Genomic DNA, 24,791 nt, shown 5'->3' on the forward strand with positions numbered 1-24,791 from the left:
TAGCTTCTAGAAGCTAGAAGCTAGAAAAACGAGTTCCGAAAAGCGAAATCGCTCTCGGAACTCGTGCTCCTGCCTTTAAAGGGGCAGGGAGATTCCTTCCGCTGCCAGAAATTCTGTCAGCAGAATCAATGGCAGACCCACCAGGGTGTTGGGGTCACGGCCCTCCATGGCCTTGAACAGGACAATACCCAGCCCTTCAGATTTGAAGCTGCCGGCGCAGTTGAGCGGCTGTTCCGCATCCACATAGCGTTCTATCTGCGCTGGGCGAAGAGTGCGGAATTGCACATGGAAGGGGTCGCAGGCCACCTGGGTTCGCCCGGTAACAGTATTGAGCAGGCATAGCCCAGTGAGGAAAGTCACCCGCTGGCCGCTGGCCGCACTGAGTTGCTCGATGGCTTTTTCCCGGGAGCCGGGTTTGCCCAGCACCTGATCACCGATCACGGCCACCTGGTCTGATCCTATGATCAGGGTGTTCGGGTGGTCGCCGGCCAGGGCCTCGGCTTTTTTCCGGGCCAGACGCATCACCAGTGCCACCGGGGATTCTCCCTCAAGACGGGATTCATCGATATCCGGACTCTGGTGGATAAATTCCAGTCCCAGTTTGTCCAATAACTGGCGGCGGAAAGGCGAGGACGAGGCGAGTAACAGGGCAGGGGTGTCGGTCATGATTATCTCCGCTTCTGGCGCGGCAGAGTGTAGTGATTTTCCATTGAAGGAAGAAGGGCTGCGAGCCGATAAAACGGGTAAAATGGCATCGTCAGGCCTGATTTATGCACTCTGCTCGGCAATCTTTTTCCCGGTTACGAAAAACTCTTTTGGTGTCAGCGATTTAGCTGGCCACATTAACTTTGACAGGCGGGCCTTGCGGCCCTAGAATTGCGCGCTTATGTTTTCAGGGCAACTGCCACAGTTCCTCGATCCCCGTAAATACGCGGATCAGGGTCGCGTCGTTGAGGGCCAGCTTACCGTTGGAGACCTGCCTCGCCTGCAGGATTACCGCGAAAGTCTGGACCAGCCGGTAGCAATATCACTGGCGTTCGATCGTGATGAAGAGGGGCATCGGCGTATCGAGGGCGAGGTCAGCACGAAATTGGTGCTGCCATGCCAGCGCTGCCTGGAGCCAGTGACCTGTGACGTGCAGGCGACCATCAATGTGGCGCTGGTATGGAACGAGGATCAGGCCAAGGCGTTGCCGGAGCGACTGGACCCCTGGCTGGTCGGTGATGAACCCATGGTGCTGACCGACTTGCTCGAAGAGGAATTGTTGCTGGCCATGCCGTTGGTGGCACTGCATGACTCTTGCCCGACAGCTTTACCGCACGAAAGCGGTAAACCTGAGAAACAGGAAAACGCGGATAACCCTTTTGCCGTGCTGGCCAAATTAAAAGGTCAAGGCAAGTAAATTCAGGCTGAATAAACGCCCGAGGAGTTCGAAATGGCTGTTCAGAAGAACCGTAAAACCCGTTCCAAGCGCGGCATGCGCCGTTCTCACGACGCGCTGACTTCTGCCGCGCTGACCGAAGATACCAACACCGGTGAAGTTCACCGTCGTCACCATATTTCCCCGGACGGCATGTACCGTGGCCGCCAGGTGATTCGTCAGGTCGAGACCGACGACGAATAAGTGACGCGGGAGCCTCGGGCTCCCGTTTTGCTGTGTGCCTGTTGGGCACCTTGAAAATCCTCCTTCGGGAGGATTTTTTGTAAGTGGCTATTTTTGTAAGCGAATAAGAAGTCACCATGTTTCCACGGGCGGAAATTTGTCAGAATGTCCGCCGCTGAATTGATAACAAGGAAACAGCCCATGTCGGTTGTGACGTTGGCGGTGGATGCCATGGGGGGAGATCACGGGCTTGCCGTGACAGTGCCCGCCGTGGCAACAATGCTCTCCCGCCAGGAACATCTGCACATTATTCTCGTCGGCCAGCCCGAACCGCTGGCTGAAGCCATTAAAAAGGCCGGCCTCGACGGCCATGCCCGCGTCACTGTCCAGCCTGCCAGCGAACTGGTGGCCATGGATGACCCGGTGGCGGTGGCCCTGCGCCAGAAAAAAGACTCCTCCATGCGAGTGGCCATCAATATGGTCAAGGAAGGGCGTGCCCAGGCGGCGGTCAGTGCCGGCAATACCGGTGCCTTGATGGCTGTGAGCCGCTTCGTGCTCAAGACTCTGCCCGGGGTGGATCGCCCTGCCATCTGTACTGCCATTCCCACCGTGTCCGGCCACTGTCATATGCTGGATCTCGGCGCCAATGTGGACTCCGAGCCCGAGCACCTGTTGCAGTTTGCCCTGATGGGGCAGGCCCTGGTCAATGCCGTGGATGGCGTGCGTCACCCGCGGGTGGCACTGCTCAATATCGGCGAGGAAGACATCAAGGGTAACGAGCAGATCAAGGAAGCCGCCGGCCTGCTGCGGGATGCGCCGAACATCAACTACGCCGGCTTTATTGAAGGTGATGGCATCTTCGCCGGTGAAGCGGATGTGGTGGTGTGCGATGGTTTCGTGGGCAATGTGTCGCTCAAGACCATGGAAGGCGTGGCCAAGATGCTCAAGAACATGATCCGTGAAGAGGCGGAACGTTCCTGGCTGCGCAAGCTTTCAGCATTACTGGCCTTGCCGGTATTTCGCGGCCTGAAATCGCGTATGGACCCGGACCGTTACAATGGCGCCAGCCTGGTTGGGCTGCGGGGCGTGGTGGTGAAAAGCCATGGCGGCACCACCGTGGAAGGTTTCGCCAGTGCCCTGGAAGTGGCCGAACTGGAAGCCCGCCGGAATGTGCCGGCGCTGATCCGCGATGCCCTGGCGCCAGCAGGCAGCAACGCTGCCGAATAGCACATTCATACTTTGTTGCAGGGTGAGCCGGACAGCAAAGCGCAAAGCCGGCATACTGCGACCTGTTCATTTAAGGGGATAGTGAATGTCCAAAACTGCTTTTATTTTTCCCGGTCAGGGCTCCCAGAGCCTTGGCATGCTCGCTGATTTTGCCGACCGTCCGGCGGTAAAGCAGACCTTTCAGGAAGCCTCCGGCGCCCTTGGCCTGGATATCTGGGCCCTCTGCCAGGATGGCCCCCAGGAAGCCCTGAACCAGACCGAAAACACCCAGCCTCTTTTGCTCACTGCCGGTGTCGCCTTGTGGCGGCTGTGGGAACAGAGCGGTGGTCCGCGCCCCGATTTCCTGGCTGGCCATAGCCTGGGCGAGTACACCGCGCTGACCTGTGCCGGTGTGATGACCCTGGGTGATGCGGTGCGTCTGGTGCGTACCCGCGGCGAGTTGATGCAACAGGCCGTGGCTGAAGGCGAGGGCAAGATGGCGGCAGTGCTGGGCCTCGATGATGACCAGGTCCGCGCAGCCTGTGCGCAGGCTGCGGAAGGTGATGTGGTGGAAGCGGTGAACTTCAATGCGCCAGGGCAGGTAGTGATTGCCGGCTCGGCGGCCGCAGTGGAACGTGCCATCTTTGCCTGCAAGGAAGCGGGAGCAAAACGTGCCATGCCCTTGCCCGTCAGCGTGCCTTCCCACTGTGCGTTGATGAAGCCCGCCGCGGATCAATTGGCAGAAACCCTCAACGCCACCAGCTTTCATGCAGCGGAAATGCCCGTCATCAACAATGTGGATGTGGCCATGGAAACCGCGCCGGAACAGATCCGCGAGGCGCTGATCCGTCAGCTCTATTCGCCGGTGCGCTGGGTGGAAACCATCCAGGCGCTGAAAGAGCAGGGCGTCAGCCATGTGTATGAATGTGGGCCGGGCAAGGTGCTCAGTGGTCTGATCAAACGGATCGACCGGGAGATTGCTGCCCGTCCGCTGGAAACCGGAGAAGCCTTCGAGGTTGCTCTGAAAGGGGAATAAGGATGTCAGAAAAGAAAATCGCGCTGGTCACCGGCGCCAGCCGCGGCATTGGCCGTGCCATCGCCGAACAGCTGGTCGCAGACGGCTTTTTCGTGGTTGGTACTGCCACCTCGGAAAAGGGCGCTGCCGCCATCGGTGATGCGCTGGGTGCCAATGGTGCCGGCAAGGTGCTGAACGTGACCGACAAGGAATCCGTGATCAACACGGTGAAAAGCATCAATGACGAGTTCGGTGCACCGCTGGTATTGGTGAACAACGCAGGTATTACCCGCGACAACATCATGCTGCGCATGAAAGATGACGAGTGGGATGATGTCATCGATACCAATCTCAATTCCCTCTATCGGGTCAGCAAGGCCTGCCTGAAAGGCATGACCAAGGCCCGCTGGGGGCGCATTATCAATATCAGTTCCGTGGTCGGTACCATGGGTAACGCGGGCCAGGCAAACTATGCCGCAGCCAAGGGCGGGGTAGAAGGTTTCACCCGCGCATTGGCGCGGGAGCTTGGCTCACGTAACATCACAGTGAATTCCGTGGCGCCTGGCTTTATCCAGACAGACATGACGGAGGCTCTGCCGGAAGCACAGAAGGAAGCGCTTCTGGCGGGTATTCCGCTGGCCCGTCTGGGGCAGCCCGGGGAAATTGCCAGCGCTGTTGGCTGGCTTGCCAGTGAGGGTGGCGGTTACGTCACCGGCACCACTTTGCATGTCAATGGCGGCATGTTTACCGGATAGCTCAACAAGTGGGCACCGGAGGGTTTCTGGAAAAGCGGTCTAATACACTGTTTTTGCAGAAGAAAATATTTGGAAAAACTTGAGTTTACGGCACTGGCTCGGTTGGGTTGCAAGCGCAAACAGCGTTCACCTAGAATAGCCGCTGACAGGTGCTAGCACACCATTAATCAGGAGAGTTATAGGATCATGAGCAGCATCGAAGAACGCGTACAGAAAATCATCGTTGAACAACTGGGTGTTAAGCCGGAAGACGTAAAATCAGAAGCGTCCTTCGTTGAAGATCTGGGTGCCGACTCCCTGGACACCGTTGAGCTGGTGATGGCCCTGGAAGAAGAGTTCGAAACTGAAATTCCGGACGAGGAAGCGGAGAAAATCAGCACCGTTCAGTCCGCTGTGGATTACATCAAGTCCCACAGCTGATTTCAGTCGCTGACGCAGCATCGAGAAAGCCGCAAGGTTCCATGAACTTGCGGCTTTTTTGTTGCCGCTGAAGAGGTCGTTCGGTTGTCATCATAATCAGGCAGGGTGAACGGCGCTTTTCGGGTTCAGGCATGAGCTCAATGTTGATTTTGCTTACACAACGGCGACGAGCATAACGGTGCTTTGTAGTAATCTTGTCGCATAGAAAGGTAGTACCCCAAAAATAAAGGATGGGAGGTATTCGGGTGACGTCACGGCGAGTAGTGATCACAGGTCTGGGAATGTTGACGCCGCTGGGAGCGGATGTGGCTTCCACCTGGGAAGGTATCAAGGCGGGGAAGAGTGGTATCCGTAACATTGAGCATTTCGATACCGAGTCTTTTTCCACACGTTTTGCCGGCCTGGTACCGGAATTCGACATTGCCGATTACCTGTCCCCGAAAGACGCCCGCAAGATGGATGTCTTTATTCAGTACGGCCTGGTGGCGGCGATTCAGGCCATCCGCGATGCCGGCCTGGATATGGACAAGGAAGACGGTGACCGGGTGGGTGCGGCGTTTGGCTCCGGCATCGGTGGCCTGACCAACATTGAAGACAACCACCGCAAGCTGCTGGATTCCGGCCCGCGCAAGTTGTCCCCGTTCTTTGTGCCGGGCACCATCATCAACATGATTGCCGGCAATCTGGCCATCATGTACGGCATGAAGGGTCCCAATTTCGCCACCGTGACTGCCTGCACCACCGGCACCCATAACATTGGCTTTGCCGCCCAGCAGATCATGCTGGGCCAGGCGGACGTGATGGTGGCCGGTGGCGCCGAAAAAGGCTCCACGCCACTGGGCATGGGTGGCTTTGCCGCAGCGCGGGCACTGTCTACCCGCAATGATGATCCCCAGGGTGCCAGCCGTCCCTGGGACAAGGGTCGTGATGGTTTTGTGCTGGCCGACGGTGCTGGTGCGGTAGTGCTGGAAGATTACGAGCATGCCAAGGCCCGTGGCGCCACCATCTATGCGGAGCTGGCCGGTTTCGGCATGAGCGATGATGCCTATCACATCACCGCACCCGCAGAAGGCGGCGTGGGCGCCATGAAAGCCATGGAAAATGCCCTGCGCAATGCCGGGGTTTCCGCTGATCAGGTGGACTATATCAATGCCCATGGCACGTCTACCCAGATGGGCGATCTGGCAGAAATTGCCGCCATCAAATCCCTGTTTGGTGCACATGCCGAGAAATTGGCGGTGAGCTCCACTAAATCCATGGTCGGTCACCTGCTGGGTGCGGCCGGTGCGGTGGAAGCAATCTTCTCCATCCTTGCCATTCGTGATTCCATCGCGCCGCCCACCATCAACCTGCATGATCCGGACGAAGGCTGCGATCTGAACCTGGTGGCCAATACGGCCCAACAGCGGAACATCGACTATGCCCTGTCCAACTCCTTCGGTTTCGGTGGTACCAACGGAACCCTGCTGTTCAAGAAGGTGTGATGCTCAATCCCCGTGATCGCGGACTGGCCTATGGCGACGGGCTGTTTGAAACCCTGAGGGTGACGGCGGATGGTGCGGTGCCTCTTTGGCCTGGGCATCACCGGCGTTTGCAGCACGGTGCCCGGGTGCTGGGCCTGCCATCCCTGCCGGAAAGCCGTTATCTGTCGGTTGTTGAAGAGGGGGTTGCTGCTCTGGGTGGCAAGCCCGGTGTGGTCAAACTCACCCTGACCCGGGGGCCGGGGGGGCGTGGTTACCTGCCTCCCTCGAACCCACAGCCAACCTTGCTATGGCAGGCGGGGGCGCTGCCGGTCTGGTCCGATCAGCTCCGAGAGCAGGGCATTGTGCTGGGCCTGTGTGATGAGCCATTGCACCCGGAGTCCCTGGCCGGGCTCAAACATCTCAATCGTCTTCCCCAGGTACAGGCCCGCCGTGAGGTGGCTCGTCAGGGCTGGCACGAAGGGCTGTTGCTTAGCCCTCGCCGACAACCCCTGGAGGCCACGGCCATGAATCTGTTTGCCCGGTTTGAGGCCTACTGGTGGACGCCGGACCTGCAGGCGGCCCGTGCTGGTGTGGCCGGGGTGATGCGTGAGTGGCTCCGTGAGCACTTGACCGGGCGGGGAGAGAAGGTGGTCTGTGATCTGCGACCGCTGTCACAGCTCCACGGCGCTCAGGGGCTGTTTCTGTGCAACAGTGTTGTCGGCGTGCTACCGGTGCGTAAACTGGCGCAATGGCAGTGGCCGGTACCGGATTCCGTGCTGCAATTGCAGCGCTCTGCAGATGCCCTTTTTCTGTCACGTTAACCCGCTGGCAGGCTGTGTGAGATAATCAGGGGCAAGATAGCCACCCTTTGAAGAAAGTGCGTCTGAGCAGTTTGTGCTTTCCTTTCTGCCTTATGTTTCCCGCAGTGCTATCGTTACTGCTCTGGCAAAGAATTTATTTCATTCCGCAAAACAGGCCCTACAATTTCTCTCATGCGTAAACAAATTCGAATTTTCGGACTGCTGGTTGTGCTGGTGGTGGTGGCCGTTCCTCTGGTAACAGCCTGGATCAGTAGTTACCTGCATCAGCCCTTGCCGCTGACAGAGCCACGAGTCGTCGAGGTTCAGCGTGGTTCGGGGTTAAGCCAGGTTCTATACGGGTTGAAAAAACAGGGTTTGCTGGGTGACGGTTATCAGGCGGATTTTCGCCGTTTGGGTGCGCGTATCTACAGTAGTCTGACCGACATGGACGGGCGTATGCATGTGGGGGAATATCGCTTGCGGCCTGGCGACTCTCTGCTCAGTCTGCTGGAAAAAATGGATCGCGGAGAAGTGATTCAACGCAGCCTGACTCTGGTGGAAGGCTGGAATTTTCGTGAACTGCGCCTGCGGCTGGCTGCTCAGGAAGGCCTGACCCATACCCTGGACAGTCTTACCGATGACCAGGTCATGGAAAAACTGGGTCGCCCGGATCAGCACCCGGAAGGCTGGTTTGCACCGGAAACCTATTTTTATACCCGTGGCACCTCTGACCTGACCATCCTGCGGCGGGCGCTGGAGCGGCAGGAAACGTTGCTGGAGGAGGCCTGGTCACAGAAAGCCGATGATCTGCCCATCGACAGTCCCTACGAAGCGCTGATTCTGGCGTCCATCATTGAAAAGGAAACCGGGGTGCCCGATGAGCGCCCGGAAATTGCCGGCGTTTTTACCAACCGGTTGCGCAAGGGCATGCGCCTGCAGACTGACCCCACGGTGATCTACGGCATGGGTGAGGCTTACAGCGGGAATATTCGTCGTTCCGATCTGCGCCGCCACACCCCCTACAACACCTATACAATTTCCGGCTTGCCGCCCACGCCCATTGCCATGCCTGGGGAGGAAGCCATTCAGGCGGCGGTAAACCCGGCGGAAACCGAGTCCCTGTACTTCGTTGCCCGGGGGGATGGCAGCCATTACTTCTCCAAAACCCTGGCCCAGCATCAGAAAGCGGTGCGCGAGTATCAGCTACGCCGCCGCGAAGGCTATCGTTCCTCACCGGGGGGCTCACAGTGAAGGGCCGTTTCATCACCCTGGAAGGCGGCGAAGGCGCCGGCAAGAGCAGTAATCTGGACTGGCTTGCCGGTCAGTTGCGTGAGGCCGGCAAGACCGTGCTGGTGACCCGCGAACCGGGCGGTACCCCGTTGGCGGAATCCATCCGCAATGTGCTGCTGGCGCCTACCGATGAAAGAATGGCGGATGACACCGAGTTGCTGCTGGTGTTCGCTGCCCGAGCCCAGCACCTGGCAGAAAAAATCCGTCCGGCCCTGGAGCGGGGCGACTGGGTGCTCAGCGACCGGTTTGTGGATGCCACCTGGGCCTATCAGGGGGCAGGGCGAGGCCTCAATCGCGATGCCATCGCCCGTCTGGAGCAGCTGGTGGTACGCGATACCCAACCCGACATGACGCTGCTGTTTGATGTGCCGGTGGAGGTGGGCATGGCCCGTGCCGGCAAACGGGCGGCGCTGGACCGCATTGAGCAGGAAGACCGGGCGTTCTTCGAGCGGATTCGCCAGTGTTATCAGCAGCGGGCCGGCAACGAGCCGGGCCGCTTTCGGGTGCTGGATGCCTCATGCGATCTGGAGCAGGTCCGTGCCCAGCTACAGCCACTGCTGGAGGAAATGCTCACATGGTCGTAGAGCGCGCACGTATCCAGGTACCGTGTCCCTGGCATCAGGACACTATGGCCCAGCTGTTGGATCAGCATCAGCAGGGGCGCCTTCCCCATGCGTTGCTGATCACTGGCGCGAAAGGGATCGGCAAGCTGCGGCTGGCAGAGTCACTGGCGCAGACATTGCTGTGTGACAAACCTGCCGGTGGTCTGCCCTGTGGTCAGTGTCAGGGCTGCCAGTTGAGTACCGCAGGCACCCACCCGGACCTGCACCGGCTCAGCCCGGAAGACAAGAGCAAGGTCATCAAGATTGATCAGGTGCGCAAGCTGGTGGGCTTTGCCACCCGCACCGCTCAGTACAGCGGCTACCGGGTGGCGATTGTGGCGCCGGCGGAGGCGCTCAACCGCAACGCCCAGAATGCCCTGCTCAAGACCCTGGAAGAGCCCGGTGGCCAGACGTTGCTGCTGCTGGTCTGCGATCAGCCGACCCTGTTGCTGCCCACCATTCGTAGCCGTTGTCAGCAGCGTATCCTGCCGCTGCCGCCCCAGGAGCAGGCACTGGAGTGGTTACAGAGCCAGGTAGGGGAGAGTGCCCGCTCGCTGCTGGATGCGGCCCAGGGGGCGCCTCTGCGAGCCCTGGCCCTGGAGCAGGCCGAGTGGTTTGCCGACCGGGCCCGTTTGCTGGAAGTGCTGGTCTCAGTGGCGGAAGGGCGTCAGTCCGTGTCCCAGGCCTCACCGATGCTGTCAAAGCATGATCCAACGGAAATGGCCGGGGTGATCTATGGCTGGCTGTCCCGCTGCCTGAATCAGGCCTATTCCGGGCAGCAAAGCGCGGACCCGTCACTGGCGCCCTTGCTGACCCGATTGTCCCGGGCGGTACCGCCGGCCCGCCTGTTGCGCGCTGCCCAGCGGATCCTGGAAGGGCGACGGGCATTGATGTCCGGCGCCAACCCCAACAAGGACCTGCTCTACGAACAGTGGTTGCTGGTGCTGGTGGGCGTTGACGCTGCGGCGGCAGCCCACTAATCTTTACCTTATTAATAATAAAGTCTTACTGGTTGTGCCGTGCCGCTGATGGGTGAGCGGCCAGCTGGTATGTCACACGAGGCACCCCCTATGAAAATGCCCGGCGGCCGCAGCGGCATCCTGTCGCTTTCCATCAAGGACAAGGCGGTACTGTATTCCGCTTACATGCCCTTCATCACCAATGGCGGCCTGTTCATCCCCACCGACAAGCAATACAAGCTGGGTGAGGAAATCTTCCTGTTGCTCAACATCATGGATGAGCCGGACAAGATCCCGGTGGCTGGCAAGGTGGTCTGGATCACACCGAAAGGGGCCCAGGGCAATCGCAGCGCCGGTATCGGCGTGCAGTTCTCCGACCAGGACGACACCGCCCGGGTCACCATTGAAAACCACCTGGCCGGCTCTCTGGAATCCGACCGTCCGACACATACGATGTAGGGCGTCAGACGTCTGAGGCTATAAAACCCCAAACAGGGCCAGACAGTTTCAAAGGCCAAAAGCGGCAATTTTCCCCGGTAGGGGTTGCCGCTTTTTTGCGTCAGGCACCCGGCGTCAGTCGTCGTGCCTATCGCCCATCTACGCTACAATGCCCGCGTTTGTCATGCTGGAGCATTGAATGTCTGATGTCGCTTTTGTGGATTCCCACTGCCACCTGGATCGCCTCAATCTGGACGCCCATAACGGGGACTTTGATGCCATGATGGCCGCCACCGCCGAGGCGGGCGTCAGCCACATGTTGTGCATTGGCGTGGATCTGGAAAGCTTTCCCGATGTGCAGGCACTGGCCGAGCAGCATGATCATGTTTACGCCAGTGTTGGCGTGCATCCGCTCTACAAGGAATCCCGTGAACCCCAGGTCGGTGAGCTGGTGGAAAGGGCGGCGCACCCCAAGGTGGTGGCGATTGGTGAAACCGGACTGGATTACTTCTACGCCAAAGAACAGCGGGACTGGCAGCAACGTTATTTTGTCGCTCATATTCAGGCGGCGCGTGAGACCGGCTTGCCGCTGGTGATCCATACCCGTGGCGCCAAGGACGATACCCTGGCGCTGCTGCGGGAACATGGCCAGGGGCAGGTGCGCGGTGTACTGCATTGCTTTACCGAAGACCTGGATATGGCGCAGCAAGCTATCGACCTGGGGTTCTATATTTCCATCTCCGGCATTATCACTTTCCGCAATGCTGAGACCCTGCGCGACACCGTCAAAGCCCTGCCGCTGGAGCGTCTGCTGATCGAAACCGATTCCCCCTGGCTGGCGCCGGTACCGTTCCGGGGCAAGCCCAACGAGCCCCGCTATGTGGCCCAGGTGGCCGAGTGTGTGGCGGAACTCAAGGGCGTCGGCGTGGACGAACTGGCGCGCATTACCCGCGACAATTTCTTTACTCTCTTCAACAAGGCGCAACCATGAATCCGAATGTGATGCTGGGGCTGGCCGCCCTTGGCGGTGCGGTCTTTGCGGCGCTGCTGGTGCTGTTGATCGAGCGCCGTCGTAGCGCTGGCCGGGAAGCGGAGCTGGTGGCCCAGAAGCAGGCGCTGTCCGAACCGCTGGCCCAGGTACCGCTGCTGCGTGAGCAGCTGGAAACCAGCCAGCGCCGGTTGCAGGACAGTGAGTCCCGTCTGCAGCAGCTGGCCTCGGACAAGGCACGGCTGGAAGAGCGGCTGGCCGGCCAGGAAGAAAAACTGACCTTTGCCGAGAAGAGCCGCGAACAGCTCAAGCAGGAATTCGAAAACCTGTCCGCGCGTATTTTCGAACAACGGGGCAAGCAGCTGCAGGAACAGCAGCAGCAGGGGCTGGACGGCATGCTCAAGCCGTTCCGCGAGCAACTGGCGGACTTCCGCCGCCGGGTCGACCAGATCCACAGTGACGAGACCCGCGCCCAGGCCTCCCTGATTGAACAATTGGGCCAGCTGCGCAGCCTCAACCAGCAGATGCACGAGGACGCCCGCAACCTCACCGATGCCCTGAAAGGTCAGGTGAAAACCCAGGGTAATTGGGGGGAAATGATCCTCGAGCGGGTGCTGGAATCCTCCGGGCTGACCCGTGGGCGCGAGTATGAAACCCAGGTCACCCTGAAAGACGAAAGCGGCCAGCGGCGCCTGCCCGATGCCATTGTTCATTTGCCCGAAAACAAGGACGTGGTGATCGACGCCAAGGTCTCCCTGGTGGCCTATGAGCGGTTGTCATCGGCCTCCACCAGTGAAGAACGGGAGCAGGCCCTGCGCGATCACCTGATGTCCCTGCGCAGTCATATCAAGGGGCTGGATATCAAGGATTACAGCGGCCTGGAAGGGATTCGCAGCCTGGACTTCGTGCTGCTATTCATTCCCATCGAAGGTGCCTTCATGGTGGCCATGGAGCAGGATTCCAGCCTCTACACCGATGCCTTCGCCCGCAACATCGTGCTGGTCAGCCCCACCACCTTGCTGGTGACGTTGCGCACCATCCAGAACATCTGGCGCTATGAGTACCAGAACCGCAATGCGCTGGATATCGCCGCCCGTGCCGGAAAAATCTGTGATCAGGTGTCGTTGGTCACGGAATCCCTGGAAGACGTGGGTGACAAGCTTGCCAAGGCAACATCGTCCTGGGAGCAGACTCGCAAACGCCTTACCAGTGGCAATGGTAACCTGCTGCGCCAGGCGCATCAGTTGAAAGAGCTGGGTGCCAAGGCTCGCCGCAGCCTGCCGGCACCGGCAGAGGAAGAAGACACCGAAGACCTGCAGGACAACAGTGCCGACTGATGAGTCAGTCGGACAATGCGGTGTGAATGTTGTAAAAGGTTGCTTTAATGCAAAGTGTTTTGCATGATAAAAAATATGCAGTAAAACTTCGCGCAATATGACGGTATCTGTCGCAAAAAGCGACGAAAGTTGCGACAAAATGACGGGACTCAACAGTCATTTTTCACTATCTTCTGGTACCTGGGTGCCATCGTTCTAATATCAGAACCAGGTCACAGGTATAGGCCGAAATCCTTAGTTAGTATGCGTTGCGTAACGAAACGCTAACTGAGGGTAATCTTATGTATCGTTTGATGGTGGCCCTGCTACTGGGGGCAGGTCTGGTTCAGACGGTATCGGCGTTGGAAGCCCAACCCCGGGTGATCGGGGGACAGGATGTCACACAGGTACGGCCGTGGATGGCCGAGGTGGAAATCAGTCGGTCCGGCAATCCCGATTTTGCGGCGACGCTGTGTGGTGGCACCCTGATTGCCCCCCGATGGGTGCTGACCGCCGCCCACTGTGTGGAAAATGTCGAGGCAGACATGTTGTTCGTCTCCCTGGGCAGCGTTAACCGCACTACCACGCAAGCCCCGGAGCAACTGGCAGTCACCGAACTGCAGGTGCACCCCTCTTACAACGCCACCCACTTCCACAATGATCTGGCACTGCTCAAGCTGGCGGCGCCGAGCCGGTTCACACCGCTGGATATGGCCAAGCCCCATATCGTGACCGAGCTGGCGGCGGGCAGCCACGATGAAGCCCTGGAAGTGCTGGGTTGGGGCTCCACCAGCCCCGATGGCCATGCCCTGACCGAGACCCTGCAAAAAGTGGATCTGGATTATGTCTCGCCAGACTACTGCGCCAGCCAGTGGAGCAATATCACCGGCAACCAGATCTGTGCCGGCGAGATGAATCCCCAGGGCCAGAAGCAGGATTCCTGCCGGGGCGACAGCGGTGGGCCACTGGTTTACCGCAAGGATGGCCACCAGTGGTTGGTGGGGGTGACCAGCTACGGTCATAAAACCTGCGCCACCGATGGGGTGCCGGCGGTTTACAGCCGTGTGGATCGTTATCTGCCGTGGTTGGAAGAGACCACCTCCGGCGGGCTGGTGGATCTGCAGACCGAAGGCCTGAACGGTGACAAGTACCGCAACACCTCCAGTGCGGTAACCCTGTACCCACGCATTGCCAACACCAGTACCCGTAACGACGCCTACAATGTGGGCCTGCGTATTGAGCATCAACCCGGTCTGTCCGTATCGGTTCCGGGGATGTCGTGCCGAAGCTATACGGGCTACACCGACTGTCGAAGCAGTCTCTTCCTGGCTCTGGGGCAGACCAGCGCCAGCTATGCCATGACTCTGAAAGCGTCCACACGATGGGCAGACCAGATACGGGTGAGTCCGATCAGCGACTCCCACGATTACTTCAGCCTGCGTAGCGAGTCATTCAATCTGGTATTCAGCAATGAGCCGGATGTGGTGCTCAGCCTGACCACCAACCGGGGGAGCGATGGTCATGTGCGTGTCGATGCCCTGGTACGTAATGTGGCCACGCACCAGAGTGCGGCCCGGGTAAGGGTGGGCTTCTCGCTGCCCAGTGGTTGGCAGACCGTGGAGTTACCGGAAAACTGCAGTGGCAGTCGCAGTGTCCAGTGCGGTCTGGGGGACCTGGCACCCGGTCAGTCGGCGGCGCAGAAACTGCTGCTCTCCGGTGACGGCTATGATCCCATGACCGTGCAGGTGTGGACGGATAATGGGGATTTCCCCGCCGGCGATGCCAAGGCGTACACCCGACCCGCCCAGGCGCGCAGCGCCAGCAGTGGAGGTAGTGCCACGCCAGAGAGTGGCGGCGGTGGTGGCGGTGGGGGTGGCAGCCTGTCGTTTCTGGGACTGCTGGGGCTAGCTCTGGTTGCCGCTCGACGGCTCCACCAGTGACAAGTGGCGCTGGCGCTCCGGCGCCAGCGCCCCCTGATTGCCTTTCCAGGGAACCGCATCCATTCCCTTGGGGATTTCCGTCAACTGGAAGGGCGCCTTGATAATCTCGAAGTAGGGTGAGTGATCGAAATCCGCAGCGGTGATGGCCCGCGGTTGCAGTCGCAGCAGGCGGCTGCCGGAACGGTCTTCTTTCACCAGCGGCAGCACCGGAAATTGCACGAAGCTGAATGCATCGGCGACCACGGTGCCTGTCAGTGCCCGGGTCAGCTCCCCGGCCCAGCGCCGGAACAGGCCGATGCGCCAGCGCAGCGGCAGCCATCGCCAGGGCATCAGGGTCAGCAAGGCCAGCGCCCCCCAGGATTGGCTGCTGCCAGCGCCGATGCGGCTGATGGCGTATCGCAGTACGTCCTGGGCTTCATTGTCGCTCAGCCCCTGGGCCCGGCAGACACGGATCTGCCGACCTTCCAGGGCGGACAGGGGCTCCACGATCAGCCCCCGTTCCAGCCGCGCATCAATCACCAATTGGGTATCCGGTTCGCAGGGGGTGTAATCCGCCAGCAGGGCGCGCAGGGCCGGGTCTGCCACGTCATGAAGCCGACCGATATAAAGCACCGCCCGGGCAAAGCGGCTGTCGCCGATTACCTTGAAGGTGCGGTCCACATTGCTGTGGCCGGCCACCAGCAGCACATCACAGGGTTTGAGTACCGTGCGCAGGCTGTCCAGGTCGGCACTGGGCTGGCCACTGAACTGCTCGTCGCGCTGCAGGCGGCGGCAAATCCATTGGTAGAAGGCCAGTTGTCGACTCATGGTGGCTCCGTGTGTGAAAAAAAGAGGTTCTGGAGCTTACAACAAGGCCAGGGCCCGGTCGATGACCGAATAGTCGGTATAGAAATGGGGCGAAAAACGCACCCCGCCACCGCGTTCCGCACAGACTACCCCGGCCTGGCGCAAACGTTGGAAGGTGTCTGACGGCGCTTCCCCGGGCAGGGAAAAGGTGACAATGCCGGCCCGGCGTTGCCGGTCCGTGGGGCTCAGCAAGGTGGCACCCCGTTCCCGCAGACCGTCGATCAGCCGCTGAACCCGGTCTTGCAGGGCTGCCGCCACCTGGGTCATGCCTTCCTCTTCGAGCAGGGACAGGGATGCCTCCAGGGCATGGGCGCCCAGCATATTGGGGCTGCCGCATTCGAAACGGCGGGCGTTATTGGCCACTTGCCAGTCGGTGGTGGTGTAGTTACCCGCATTGGCCACCATATGCCAGCCGTGCTGGCGCAGGGTCAGCCTGTCCTGCACTTCCCGGCGGCAATAGAACAATGCCAGCCCCTCCGGGCCCAGCATCCATTTGTGACCGTCGGCCACTACAAAGTCCGCCTTGGCCTGCTCGGCGGAAAAGGGCAGGGCGCCGAGGATCTGGATGGCATCCACACAGAACAGAATGTCCCGTTCTCGGCAGGCGGCGCCGATGGGGGCCATGTCCATCAGCAGCCCGGTGCCGTACTGTACTGCAGACAACGAGACCAGCCGGGTTCGCGGCCCCAGTGAATCAATCACCGCCTGTTCCGGTTGCGGCGTATCCAGGCTCACGGTAACCACGTCCACGCCCTGATCCGCCAGGGCCTCCCAGGGAATACGGTTGGAGGGGAACTCCTGATCGCTGATCACGATCTGGTCGCCGGCCTGCCAGTCAATGCCCTGGGCAATCACCGACAGCCCCTCGGAGGTGTTTTTCAGCAGGGCGATCTCGTCGGTGCTGACCCCGCCAATCAGCGTGGACAACCTTTCGCGCAGGCGCTGCTCCACTTTCAGCCAATGGGGGTAATCACGGGCACCGATTTCGCAGTTCTGATCGGCGAATGCGGCTACCGCATCCCGGGTGCGAACTGGCCAGGGCGCTACGGCAGCATGGTTGAGATACAAGAGATCCTCGCGATGGGGGAATTCCGGGTGAGTCATGGAGTCTCCGGGCTTGGCGGCTAAGACATGACGCTATGCTAACGCTGTGGGCTCTTTCATTCATACAGGCCTGTGTTCGATATGCTTATAAAAATGGAATACGTTAGAATTGCGACTGTTTAGTCCGGCTTCATGTCCGCCAAGGAGAAATAGATGGGTGACCTGGAAAAAGCCACGCGCAAGGCGCAGGAATTTCGTCAACGGGAGCGCCAGATTCTAGATGCAGCCCTGGAGCTTTTCCTGGAAGAGGGCGAAGACCGTGTGACCGTGGAAATGATTGCCGACCGGGTCGGTATCGGCAAGGGCACCATCTACAAGCATTTCGAGACCAAGAACGAGATTTACCTGCTGTTGATGCTCCGCTACGAGGAAGATCTGGCCGAGGTATTCCAGACCATCTCCGGCGGTGATGACAAGGAACGGCTGGCACGGGAATACTTCCGTTTCCGGATCAGCGATCCCAAGCGTTACCAGTTGTTCGATCGCCTTGAGAACAAGGTGATCAAGGACCATGCACTGCCGGAACTGGTGGATAAGCTGCACCGCATTCGCGAAGCCAACTTTGCCCGCCTCACCGACATCGTCAAGGCACGTATTGCCGAAGGGTCACTGGAAGATGTGGACCCGATCTATCACATCTGCTCTGCCTGGGCGCTGGCCCATGGTGCCGTGGCGCTGATGGAATCGCCGTTTTACCAGAAACTGATTGACGACAAGGATGACTTCCTGGATTTCCTTATCGAGATCGGCATTCGCATGGGCAACAAGGGTCAACGGGGGCCACGATGAAACAGGCGGAGGAACTGTTGGCGCTGCTGGAAAAGGCAGACAAGGATGAAACTGGTCTGCCGCCGGTGCACCATTGGAAACCGGAGCGCCATGCGGATATCGACATGCGCATCGCCCGGGATGGCACCTGGTACTACCAGAATTCCCCCATCCAGCGCGAACGCATGGTGACCTTGTTTTCCACCATCCTGCTGCGCGAAGGCGATGACTACTTCCTGATCACCCCGGTGGAAAAACTGCGCATCCAGGTGGACGATGCCCCTTTTGTGGCGGTGGAAGTACAGCGCCTGGAAGAGGGCGGCACGAGCAAACTGGTGTTCACCACCAATGTGGGCAGCCATGTGGTAGCGGGCGACAACCACCCCCTACGCGTGGAAACCGACCCGCAAACCGGCGAACCGTCACCGTATCTGCTAGTCCGCGAAAACCTGGAAGCCCTGATTGGTCGTTCTGCGTTTTATCAGCTGGTGGATTGGGCGTTCGAGGAAGAGGGGAAGTTGTTTGTGGAGAGTAATGGTCGGCGCTTTGAGTTGGGCAGCTTGGGGTAATTAATAGTTAATAATGAATAATTAATAGCTGCGCGATAAGTGTCGATTTCATGGGCAGCGCATGTAGGAAATCTCTTACGCTCTCTTGATCTATTCCCCATTACTCTGGATAGGCTCAGCTGCTAGCCTCTGCCCCTGCTGGTTAATAGACTAATAATCTAGGGGGCTGCATGGGGATGCGGGGCGCTTCATTAGGAAGTATTTACTATCTTTTTCTGTCTTTCTGCCTTCTCTTTATTTCTGGAGCTTGGGCAAGCACTCCTTCAGGAGTCGAGTGGCTAAAGCAGCAGCAACGCCAGGATGGCGCCTTCTATACAGATCAGACGAGTTCGACTGAATACCAGGCAACGATTGAGTCACTATTGGCATTAGGCGACTTGGAAAGCCTATCCGATACACAGCGTGACTCGGGAGTAGGCTTCTTGTTGCAGTCTGATCTCTCTTCCCACTCTGAATTCCATTCCAGAATGGATCTTCTGGCTGAGCAATTCGGGCTAACGGATACTATCGATTCTGGCATTGTGTCAGAACGAATCGCCTACAACGGCGGTGTTGGAGGCTATCCGGGTCATGATGGGAGTGTGCTGAATACTGCATTGGCTCTTAATGCATGGGCATCAGGAGATTCTGTGTCGCCTGACAAGCTTGATCGAGCCATCACTTTTCTTCTTTCAAATCAGCAAGCAGATGGCGGTTGGTCTGAAGCTCCCAATTTTACTAGCACTTACGTAACGGCGATAACCAGCCAGGCTTTGCAGCGTTACCGGTTCCGATATCCTGTCGGGGCCTCGATATCTGCAGCTAGTGAATATCTTCTCGCTAATCAGAGTAGTGATGGCTGGGGAAGCATCGTGGAGACTGCATTGGCATTGCAGGCTCTTATTCCTGTCATTACCGACAGCACTCGCTACCAAACGGGCCTGGAAAACCTGAAGGTCGGTCAGGCAGAGAATGGCAGCTGGGGCGGTGATGCGTTTGCTACAGCTCTGGCGTTGCGCGCCCTTTATCAAGTCTCCACCGCTCCAGAACCCGTTGACCCCAGTGCTGGAAGCATTGAGGGGCAGGTCATCGACAGCAATACCCGCCAGCCCATAGAAAACGTAGTAGTCACTGCCCAGGGAGATAGTAGTTATAGCGCACAAAGTGGCCAAGATGGCCGTTTCCGGCTGACCGATATGGAGCCGTATGATTACACCCTGTCCTATCAAGCTAGTGGGTTTCAGGGGGTGAATCAGAGTGGCCGCGTTGGGGCAGGCCAGCACCTGAGTGTAGGGACTATTGAAATGAGCCCGCTACCTGATAGCGGGCTCATCAGTGGGGTGATAAGGGATGCCCAAGGGATTCCAATTCCCGGAGCGCAGGTCTCTTTGGCTGGGGCTTCAGCCGGGCAAACCGTTTCGGATGAAAATGGCCGGTACGCTCTGTCTTCCTTGCCAGGCGACATTCAATTAGCGGTCAGTTCGGAGGGCTATGTAACGGTCACTGCTGCCGCTTCTGTTGTGGCTGGAAGCCACCTTAATTTCTCTCCCGTACTTTATCTGGAAGGCAATCCTCCTCCTCAGGATGTTTCCGTTCAGGGCAAGGTTGTTGATTCTGATACCGGCGAAGGGTTAGGGAACGTATCAGTAGAAGTATTGGAAAAAGGGCTTAGTGCAAAAAGCTCAAGCAATGGTTCTTTCATACTTGAAGGCCTGGAAGTGGAAGAAACTCAAGTTCAATTATCTATGTCCGGCTACGAAAATACGGTGATCGGTTTTATTCCGGCAGTAGGAGGTAACGATTTGGGCGTTGTTGCTCTTCGAAAACAGAGTGCAACGACGACGATTTCTGGAAAGGTAAAAGACAGTGAGTCTGGTGCTTCGTTATCCGGTGCTAAAGTTAGCGCTGCTGGAGTTGAGGCAGTTAGCGATGCTGAGGGCGCTTATAGGCTGGAAGGAATCAGTGTGACGGAGTTTGATATCCGCGCCTCTTTTTCTGGTTACCTATCCGCAGCCATGAATTTGACGATACAGGAGCCGGGTAACATCAATCTGGATATTCCCTTGCAAAAAGCATCAGTTGAAGGGGTTGGATTTGAAGCGCTGACCACGGACAGGAATCAATATCAGGCTTATAACGCTGTACTTCTTGAAAGTACATTGAGGAATCAGGGAGATAGACCAAGGACAGTACGCCTTTATGTCAATGTTTTTGGTAGTAATGGTGATTTGTTTGAACAGTATCCGGCTGTTGATCTGGAAGAGGGACATGATGGTCATAGCCATCACCATCATGGTGATACAGAAGCGTTCATTACACTGGAGCCTGGTCAGCAAGAAATTGTGCCCGCCAATTGGAATACCGATGCATTCCCGCCTGGGGAATATCGCATCGTGGTTCAAGCCGTAGATGCCTCTGAAGGGGCTGTGTTGGCAGAGCATGAGGTCACGATTTCGGTAGTGGCAACGCAAAACGTTGAGCTACTGATCATCAAACCGGAGCCTACATACACCACCCAAGGTGCCACAGAAGATGTCGCTTTTTCTGTACAGGCTTTGCATTACTCCAATATGCCATCTTCTTTATCCGGGGACTTTCAACTTGTCTCGCCTGATGGAAAAGTTATGCACAATGGCCAGTGGGCTATTGAGCTTGAACCTGGCCAGCCTCAAAAACGTGCCGTTCTAGATGCTGTGCCTTTGACATTTGAACACCCTGGAGAACACACCATCCGCGTGCAGGCAGGAAGTGTGCAGCCAAAGGCTATTCAGGGAGCGCCATTGTATGTTGCACCAGGTACTCGTCTGGAGATTGAGCAGGGGTTGTCTCCCTCAGTCGTTGTGCCGGAGGGCGATACAAATATGGGGGTCGAAGTTCGTCTTAGGGGAGAGGCGCAATGAAGCAGAATAATATAGCTTTTAAAACCATGGTAAGAATCTTGGCGGGTTTAATCCTGCTGATGTTGATGCGTGGAGTGGAAGCCTCTCATTTTCGCTTCGGCCATCTGACTTGGGAGCCAAGGCCTGATATAGCGGAAAATACGATTGATATTTCCTTCACCACCGCATGGCGACGCAGCTATTTTCGGGGAAGTGCTCCAGATAGGCGCCCTCAAATAGGCGATATTATTCGTCCTGGTGCGCGTTTGAACTTTGGTGATGGTACCTCTTTAGGGTCGATAAATTTCGAGGTTGTCGCCTACAGTGCGGCTCAAGACTGGGTGGTTGCCGTAAGCAAATCAACCCAGACGGGCGATAGTGCAATTCGAAAAACCTATCCTGCACCGGTTAACACAAATGGTCAGCCATGGATCATGAGTGCGAGTGGGTGTTGCAGGATTGGTGGATTGCGTAACCCGGCAAGTAGTTTCCTGGTGCGTGCGTCAGTGGATCTGTCAGTGCCGAATACCCCTCCTTCCAGCAATCTTCCTCCGATTGTGACTTGCCCACGTGGAGACGTTTGCACATTCTCCGTTCCTGCACGCGATGATGGAGATCCTCTTCGCTGGAGTTTCTCTCCCAGTTCGGAGTCTTCGATTGGGGCACTGCCAGGGGGGAGCTCATTCCCAATCAAGATTGATTCTGAAACGGGGATTGTTCGATGGGAAATTCCATCCAGCGCTGCTTTGGGCATGTATGCACTGCAAGTGAAAATGGAAGATATCGGTAGCGATGGCCAAGCCAAAAGCTCAACGGCGATCGATTTCCTGATTCAGGTACAGGATTTTGCCGATAATGCGGCACCTCAATTCACTATTCCACCTACTCCGCCAGCGAATACTACAATTTTGGCACCAGCTAACAGGCCCTTTTCATTAGATCTTAGAGCAACAGATCCGGATACTTCGGATGCCGTTTCTGTAGATCATGTTGGCCTGCCTTCAGGGGCCAACTTGACGTCAATGCCGGGGAATCCGGCAACGGGGACACTGAACTGGACTCCAACAGAGGCCCAGCAGGGCGAACATATCATTACCTTCACTGCAATTGATGATCGTGGCAGAGCTGCGCTTCCTCATCCCGTTAAAATCAAGGTTATCGAGGCAGAAATCCGCGATGTAACTGTGTCGGCGCTGCTGGGGAAAACCGACATTGAGATAAATTCGGGTAGCTTCCAGGTGCCGCCTGACCGCATTGAAAGTGATGAGAATGGAACCCGGGTCGAGTGGGATTTCCCTACCTTTGGTACGGGGGAGCAGGCTGCCCTGGATTTCGGCGTGCTGCTTCGTAATCCCATACCGGGAGAGGATCGGCTGGTAACCCAATCTATTGTGCTTACCTATGAAGATATAAACGGCAACCGAGTCCGTCGAGACCTGGAGCCGCAATTCGCTAAGGTGTTGGCATCCGCCTACAAACAATCTATCACTACCGATCGGTTTACTTATTCATCGAATCAGCTTGTCGAAATAGGCTCGACGGTAACCAGTCTGAGCAGTTTCGATTCAGTGGTAGATGCACAGATTTCCATCCATGATGCTGCGGGAAATCTGGTTAATGATGTCCGCTATTTCAGTGATATCTATTTGTCTGACGGAGAGCATAAAACCCTTTCCCCAGTTACCTGGAACACAGGGTCTGCTTATGTCGGTGAATATGTGGCCCACATTGCATTGTTCGATCAGAATGGATTGAAGATCGATGAAGCGGTAAGCCCATTCGAGATAGTCTCCGCTGATCAGGCGCAAACCGCGGCCAGCATCCATACCGATAAGCCTGGTTACTTCCCGGGCGAAACAGTGACAGTTCAGGACCGCATTAGTAATCCGGCATTGAATGCGCAGTTAAATGAAGCCTTGGCCCACACCGCGTTGTATGCGCCAGATGGCGAAAAGGTTTGGGAGCAGGAAGCAAACCTGCCACAAATCGGTCCGCAGGGGTTCCATGATATTGAATACCGTATTGAGCTGGATGGCGTCAGCCCAGGCGACTATACCCTGACCCTGGAGGTGCGTGATCAGCAGGAAAGCCTGCTGGCAGAAGCGCATACCGGCTTTGAAGTCCTGTCAACTGCGATGGATGGCGCAGGGTTGCAGGGTGATATCCAGATCAATGCGGATCCGGTGTTTCGATCCGAGTACCTGACTATCAATACTACAGTGAGTAATGAGGGTAACGCGGACATGGCGGATGTCCCGGTAACTCTCTCCATTGTCGACCCTGAAACAGAACAAGTAGTCGCTCAGTGGCAAAATAGTGTGGATGAACTCCCCATTGAGGAGAGTGATGCAAGTAGCCAGTCGTGGCTTGCCTTGGCCCCCATTGGTGCGACCTATGCGGCTGTCCTTACAACTCATGTGGGTGGCAATGAGCGTATTCTTGCCTCTCGTACCTTCTCCATCGCCGACAAACTACCAGCAGCCTTTGCCCTTGAGGGCAGGGGGCGCCTGCTGGCCTTGGTCGATGGGGCGGCAGTAGGATCTTGTCAGGGTGTGGGTCAGTTGGATCTGCACTTCCAGCCTGATGTCGTGCTGCTTCCCCGGGATCAGGTCCTGCTGGAAGTCTACTCCGCCGGCGGCGATCTTCTTGATGCTGAAACGGTGTCGATAGGCCAAGCCTCTGGCGTACTTAACAACAACCCGGGCACCAAGGCCGATGTGGCAATACTGCGAAGCAGTGCCAGCCATGTGGCCTTCACGTTGGCGCCAGTTAACCAGGCAGAGTTGTCGTCTCCTGTCCGGGTTGTGGCAACCCATTGGCAGAATGGTAATCCCGTTTTGCATGACAGTGGACTGCTGACCCCTGACTGCCAATCGCTGTATCCCGGGTTGCAACAGGAAAGCTATATCATAGATCAGGTGCTGGCGATTGATAGCGCTGAACCCTATGACTCGGATGGCGCACCCACCGCCTTGTCTCAGCGTCGCTTCCTGCAGCAATTGCTGGAAGAGGCTGGTTGGTCCTATACCTTGGTCAGCACGGCGGACGACTTCGTTCGCGAGTTCGAGACCGGTGGTTATACCGTTTATGGCTTGTTCCATGAAGCGGTCAAAATACCGGAAAGCACACAACATGAGCTGGTCGAGGCCGTAGCTGATGGCGCCGGACTGCTCTATGCCGGGTATCACGACAAGCGTAATGGCCGGCTGGAATCAGCCTTGGGCATCAGCGCTCGTGGCAAGCTACCCAAAGTTCGGGGGATCGCTCTGGGTGATTCGCCCATCCATGCCGGAGAGGACAGCTTTTCTCTGGCTCTCCACGGCAAACCACTGCGTGTACAACTGAATGGCGCCAATGCGCTGGCGCATTATTTGCCGTCAGGGGGCGTATCCGTCACCGACTATGCCTATGGGCAGGGGCGGGGCGTCTACATGGGCTTCGATGTCCTGGCGGAAGCCACTGTCGCGGGGCTTGAAAGTACCCAGGCAAGTCTGATTACCCATGCTCTCGATCATATCCACCCGCAAGCGCTGTCTCCCGTGGCAGGAAAGGTGATCCCGTTGAGCTTAACGCTGACCAACCAGGGTCTACCTGTGGCGGGTCAGGTGAGTTTGATCTTGCCGTCTGGCACCGAGGCAGTTGACGCGGGTACAGGCCGCCTAGCGGATGATGGCAGCCTTCTTTGGCCCTTCCATATCGAGGCAGGCCAGGAGCAGCAATGGCAATTCTGGGTCAGGCTGCCGGACCAGCCTGGGGAAATCAGATTGCAGGGGAAAATCGACGTCGGCACAGATCAAGGCTTGGTGGAATACGGCCCTGTGGGGACCACTCTGGACGTATTGGGGCAGTAA

Annotated in this window: 23 protein-coding genes; 20 read left to right on the forward strand and 3 right to left on the reverse strand. The window is 57.7% G+C overall.

Annotated features, from left to right (window positions below; genetic code table 11):
- Positions 1–75: 75 nt before the first annotated feature.
- On the reverse strand, positions 76–666 hold the full coding sequence (locus KZ772_RS01660; protein WP_290538161.1) for a nucleoside triphosphate pyrophosphatase: 591 nt from the start codon (positions 664–666) through the stop codon (positions 76–78).
- Here KZ772_RS01660 and KZ772_RS01665 point away from each other — a divergent pair.
- The 16 genes from KZ772_RS01665 to KZ772_RS01740 all read left to right on the forward strand — a co-directional run bounded on the left by KZ772_RS01665 (position 665) and on the right by KZ772_RS01740 (position 14,795).
- A complete protein-coding gene (locus KZ772_RS01665) occupies positions 665–874 on the forward strand; it encodes a hypothetical protein (RefSeq protein WP_290538162.1) in 210 nt (69 codons plus the stop codon). The genes KZ772_RS01660 and KZ772_RS01665 overlap by 2 nt on opposite strands.
- Positions 875–886: 12 nt before the next feature.
- Complete coding sequence (locus KZ772_RS01670) at positions 887–1,402, forward strand: YceD family protein (RefSeq protein WP_290538163.1); 516 nt, start codon at positions 887–889, stop codon at positions 1,400–1,402.
- Positions 1,403–1,435: 33 nt separating this feature from the next.
- Entirely contained in the window at positions 1,436–1,624 is a 189-nt protein-coding gene (gene rpmF / locus KZ772_RS01675) for a 50S ribosomal protein L32 (RefSeq protein WP_035247326.1), read from the forward strand.
- Between the two features lie 180 nt (positions 1,625–1,804).
- Positions 1,805–2,830 (forward strand): phosphate acyltransferase PlsX, encoded by a 1,026-nt coding sequence (gene plsX / locus KZ772_RS01680; protein ID WP_290538164.1) that lies wholly within the window; start codon positions 1,805–1,807, stop codon positions 2,828–2,830.
- An 85-nt stretch (positions 2,831–2,915) separates the two neighbouring features.
- On the forward strand, positions 2,916–3,845 hold the full coding sequence (gene fabD / locus KZ772_RS01685) for an ACP S-malonyltransferase (RefSeq protein WP_290538165.1): 930 nt from the start codon (positions 2,916–2,918) through the stop codon (positions 3,843–3,845).
- A 2-nt stretch (positions 3,846–3,847) separates the two neighbouring features.
- Positions 3,848–4,579, forward strand: coding sequence for a 3-oxoacyl-ACP reductase FabG (gene fabG, locus KZ772_RS01690; protein ID WP_290538166.1), 732 nt, complete (start codon positions 3,848–3,850; stop codon positions 4,577–4,579).
- 186 nt (positions 4,580–4,765) lie between these two features.
- Positions 4,766–4,999 carry an acyl carrier protein gene (gene acpP / locus KZ772_RS01695; RefSeq protein WP_290509459.1) on the forward strand — a complete coding sequence of 78 codons (234 nt, stop codon included), beginning with the start codon at positions 4,766–4,768 and terminating at the stop codon, positions 4,997–4,999.
- Positions 5,000–5,244: 245 nt separating this feature from the next.
- Positions 5,245–6,483, forward strand: a complete 1,239-nt coding sequence (fabF, locus tag KZ772_RS01700; RefSeq protein ID WP_290538167.1) for a beta-ketoacyl-ACP synthase II — start codon at positions 5,245–5,247, stop codon at positions 6,481–6,483.
- Complete coding sequence (pabC, locus tag KZ772_RS01705; protein WP_290538168.1) at positions 6,483–7,283, forward strand: aminodeoxychorismate lyase; 801 nt, start codon at positions 6,483–6,485, stop codon at positions 7,281–7,283. Before fabF ends, pabC begins: the two co-directional genes overlap by 1 nt.
- A 171-nt stretch (positions 7,284–7,454) precedes the next feature.
- The gene (mltG, locus tag KZ772_RS01710) at positions 7,455–8,513 is read left to right on the forward strand and encodes an endolytic transglycosylase MltG (RefSeq protein WP_290538169.1); all 1,059 of its coding nucleotides are present in this window, start codon (positions 7,455–7,457) and stop codon (positions 8,511–8,513) included.
- A complete protein-coding gene (gene tmk, locus KZ772_RS01715; protein WP_290538170.1) occupies positions 8,510–9,136 on the forward strand; it encodes a dTMP kinase in 627 nt (208 codons plus the stop codon). Before mltG ends, tmk begins: the two co-directional genes overlap by 4 nt.
- A complete protein-coding gene (locus KZ772_RS01720; protein ID WP_290538171.1) occupies positions 9,127–10,134 on the forward strand; it encodes a DNA polymerase III subunit delta' in 1,008 nt (335 codons plus the stop codon). Before tmk ends, KZ772_RS01720 begins: the two co-directional genes overlap by 10 nt.
- A gap of 90 nt (positions 10,135–10,224) precedes the next feature.
- On the forward strand, positions 10,225–10,572 hold the full coding sequence (locus KZ772_RS01725; protein ID WP_062816575.1) for a PilZ domain-containing protein: 348 nt from the start codon (positions 10,225–10,227) through the stop codon (positions 10,570–10,572).
- 178 nt (positions 10,573–10,750) lie between these two features.
- On the forward strand, positions 10,751–11,542 hold the full coding sequence (locus KZ772_RS01730; protein WP_290538172.1) for a TatD family hydrolase: 792 nt from the start codon (positions 10,751–10,753) through the stop codon (positions 11,540–11,542).
- A complete protein-coding gene (gene rmuC, locus KZ772_RS01735) occupies positions 11,539–12,876 on the forward strand; it encodes a DNA recombination protein RmuC (protein WP_290538173.1) in 1,338 nt (445 codons plus the stop codon). The genes KZ772_RS01730 and rmuC overlap by 4 nt, the downstream gene beginning before the upstream one ends.
- A gap of 281 nt (positions 12,877–13,157) precedes the next feature.
- Complete coding sequence (locus KZ772_RS01740; protein ID WP_290538174.1) at positions 13,158–14,795, forward strand: serine protease; 1,638 nt, start codon at positions 13,158–13,160, stop codon at positions 14,793–14,795.
- Here the strand turns inward: KZ772_RS01740 and KZ772_RS01745 are convergent.
- Together KZ772_RS01745 and KZ772_RS01750 are read right to left on the reverse strand one after the other, a co-directional pair.
- Positions 14,760–15,602 (reverse strand): hypothetical protein, encoded by an 843-nt coding sequence (locus KZ772_RS01745; protein WP_290538175.1) that lies wholly within the window; start codon positions 15,600–15,602, stop codon positions 14,760–14,762. The genes KZ772_RS01740 and KZ772_RS01745 overlap by 36 nt on opposite strands.
- A 36-nt stretch (positions 15,603–15,638) precedes the next feature.
- Positions 15,639–16,745 carry an aminotransferase class V-fold PLP-dependent enzyme gene (locus KZ772_RS01750; RefSeq protein ID WP_290538176.1) on the reverse strand — a complete coding sequence of 369 codons (1,107 nt, stop codon included), beginning with the start codon at positions 16,743–16,745 and terminating at the stop codon, positions 15,639–15,641.
- A gap of 153 nt (positions 16,746–16,898) precedes the next feature.
- Here KZ772_RS01750 and KZ772_RS01755 point away from each other — a divergent pair, with 153 nt between their 5' ends.
- From KZ772_RS01755 to KZ772_RS01770, 4 genes are all read left to right on the forward strand, one after another.
- Positions 16,899–17,534: a TetR/AcrR family transcriptional regulator gene (locus KZ772_RS01755; protein ID WP_290511076.1), complete on the forward strand. Its 636-nt coding sequence runs from the start codon at positions 16,899–16,901 to the stop codon at positions 17,532–17,534.
- The gene (locus tag KZ772_RS01760) at positions 17,531–18,082 is read left to right on the forward strand and encodes a DUF1285 domain-containing protein (RefSeq protein ID WP_290538177.1); all 552 of its coding nucleotides are present in this window, start codon (positions 17,531–17,533) and stop codon (positions 18,080–18,082) included. The genes KZ772_RS01755 and KZ772_RS01760 overlap by 4 nt, the downstream gene beginning before the upstream one ends.
- Before the next feature lie 170 nt (positions 18,083–18,252).
- The gene (locus KZ772_RS01765) at positions 18,253–20,961 is read left to right on the forward strand and encodes a carboxypeptidase regulatory-like domain-containing protein (RefSeq protein ID WP_290538178.1); all 2,709 of its coding nucleotides are present in this window, start codon (positions 18,253–18,255) and stop codon (positions 20,959–20,961) included.
- Complete coding sequence (locus KZ772_RS01770) at positions 20,958–24,791, forward strand: Ig domain-containing protein (RefSeq protein WP_290538179.1); 3,834 nt, start codon at positions 20,958–20,960, stop codon at positions 24,789–24,791. Before KZ772_RS01765 ends, KZ772_RS01770 begins: the two co-directional genes overlap by 4 nt.

Origin of the sequence: Alcanivorax sp., assembly GCF_019431375.1 — a bacterium.
GTDB classification, from domain to species: domain Bacteria; phylum Pseudomonadota; class Gammaproteobacteria; order Pseudomonadales; family Alcanivoracaceae; genus Alcanivorax; species Alcanivorax jadensis_A.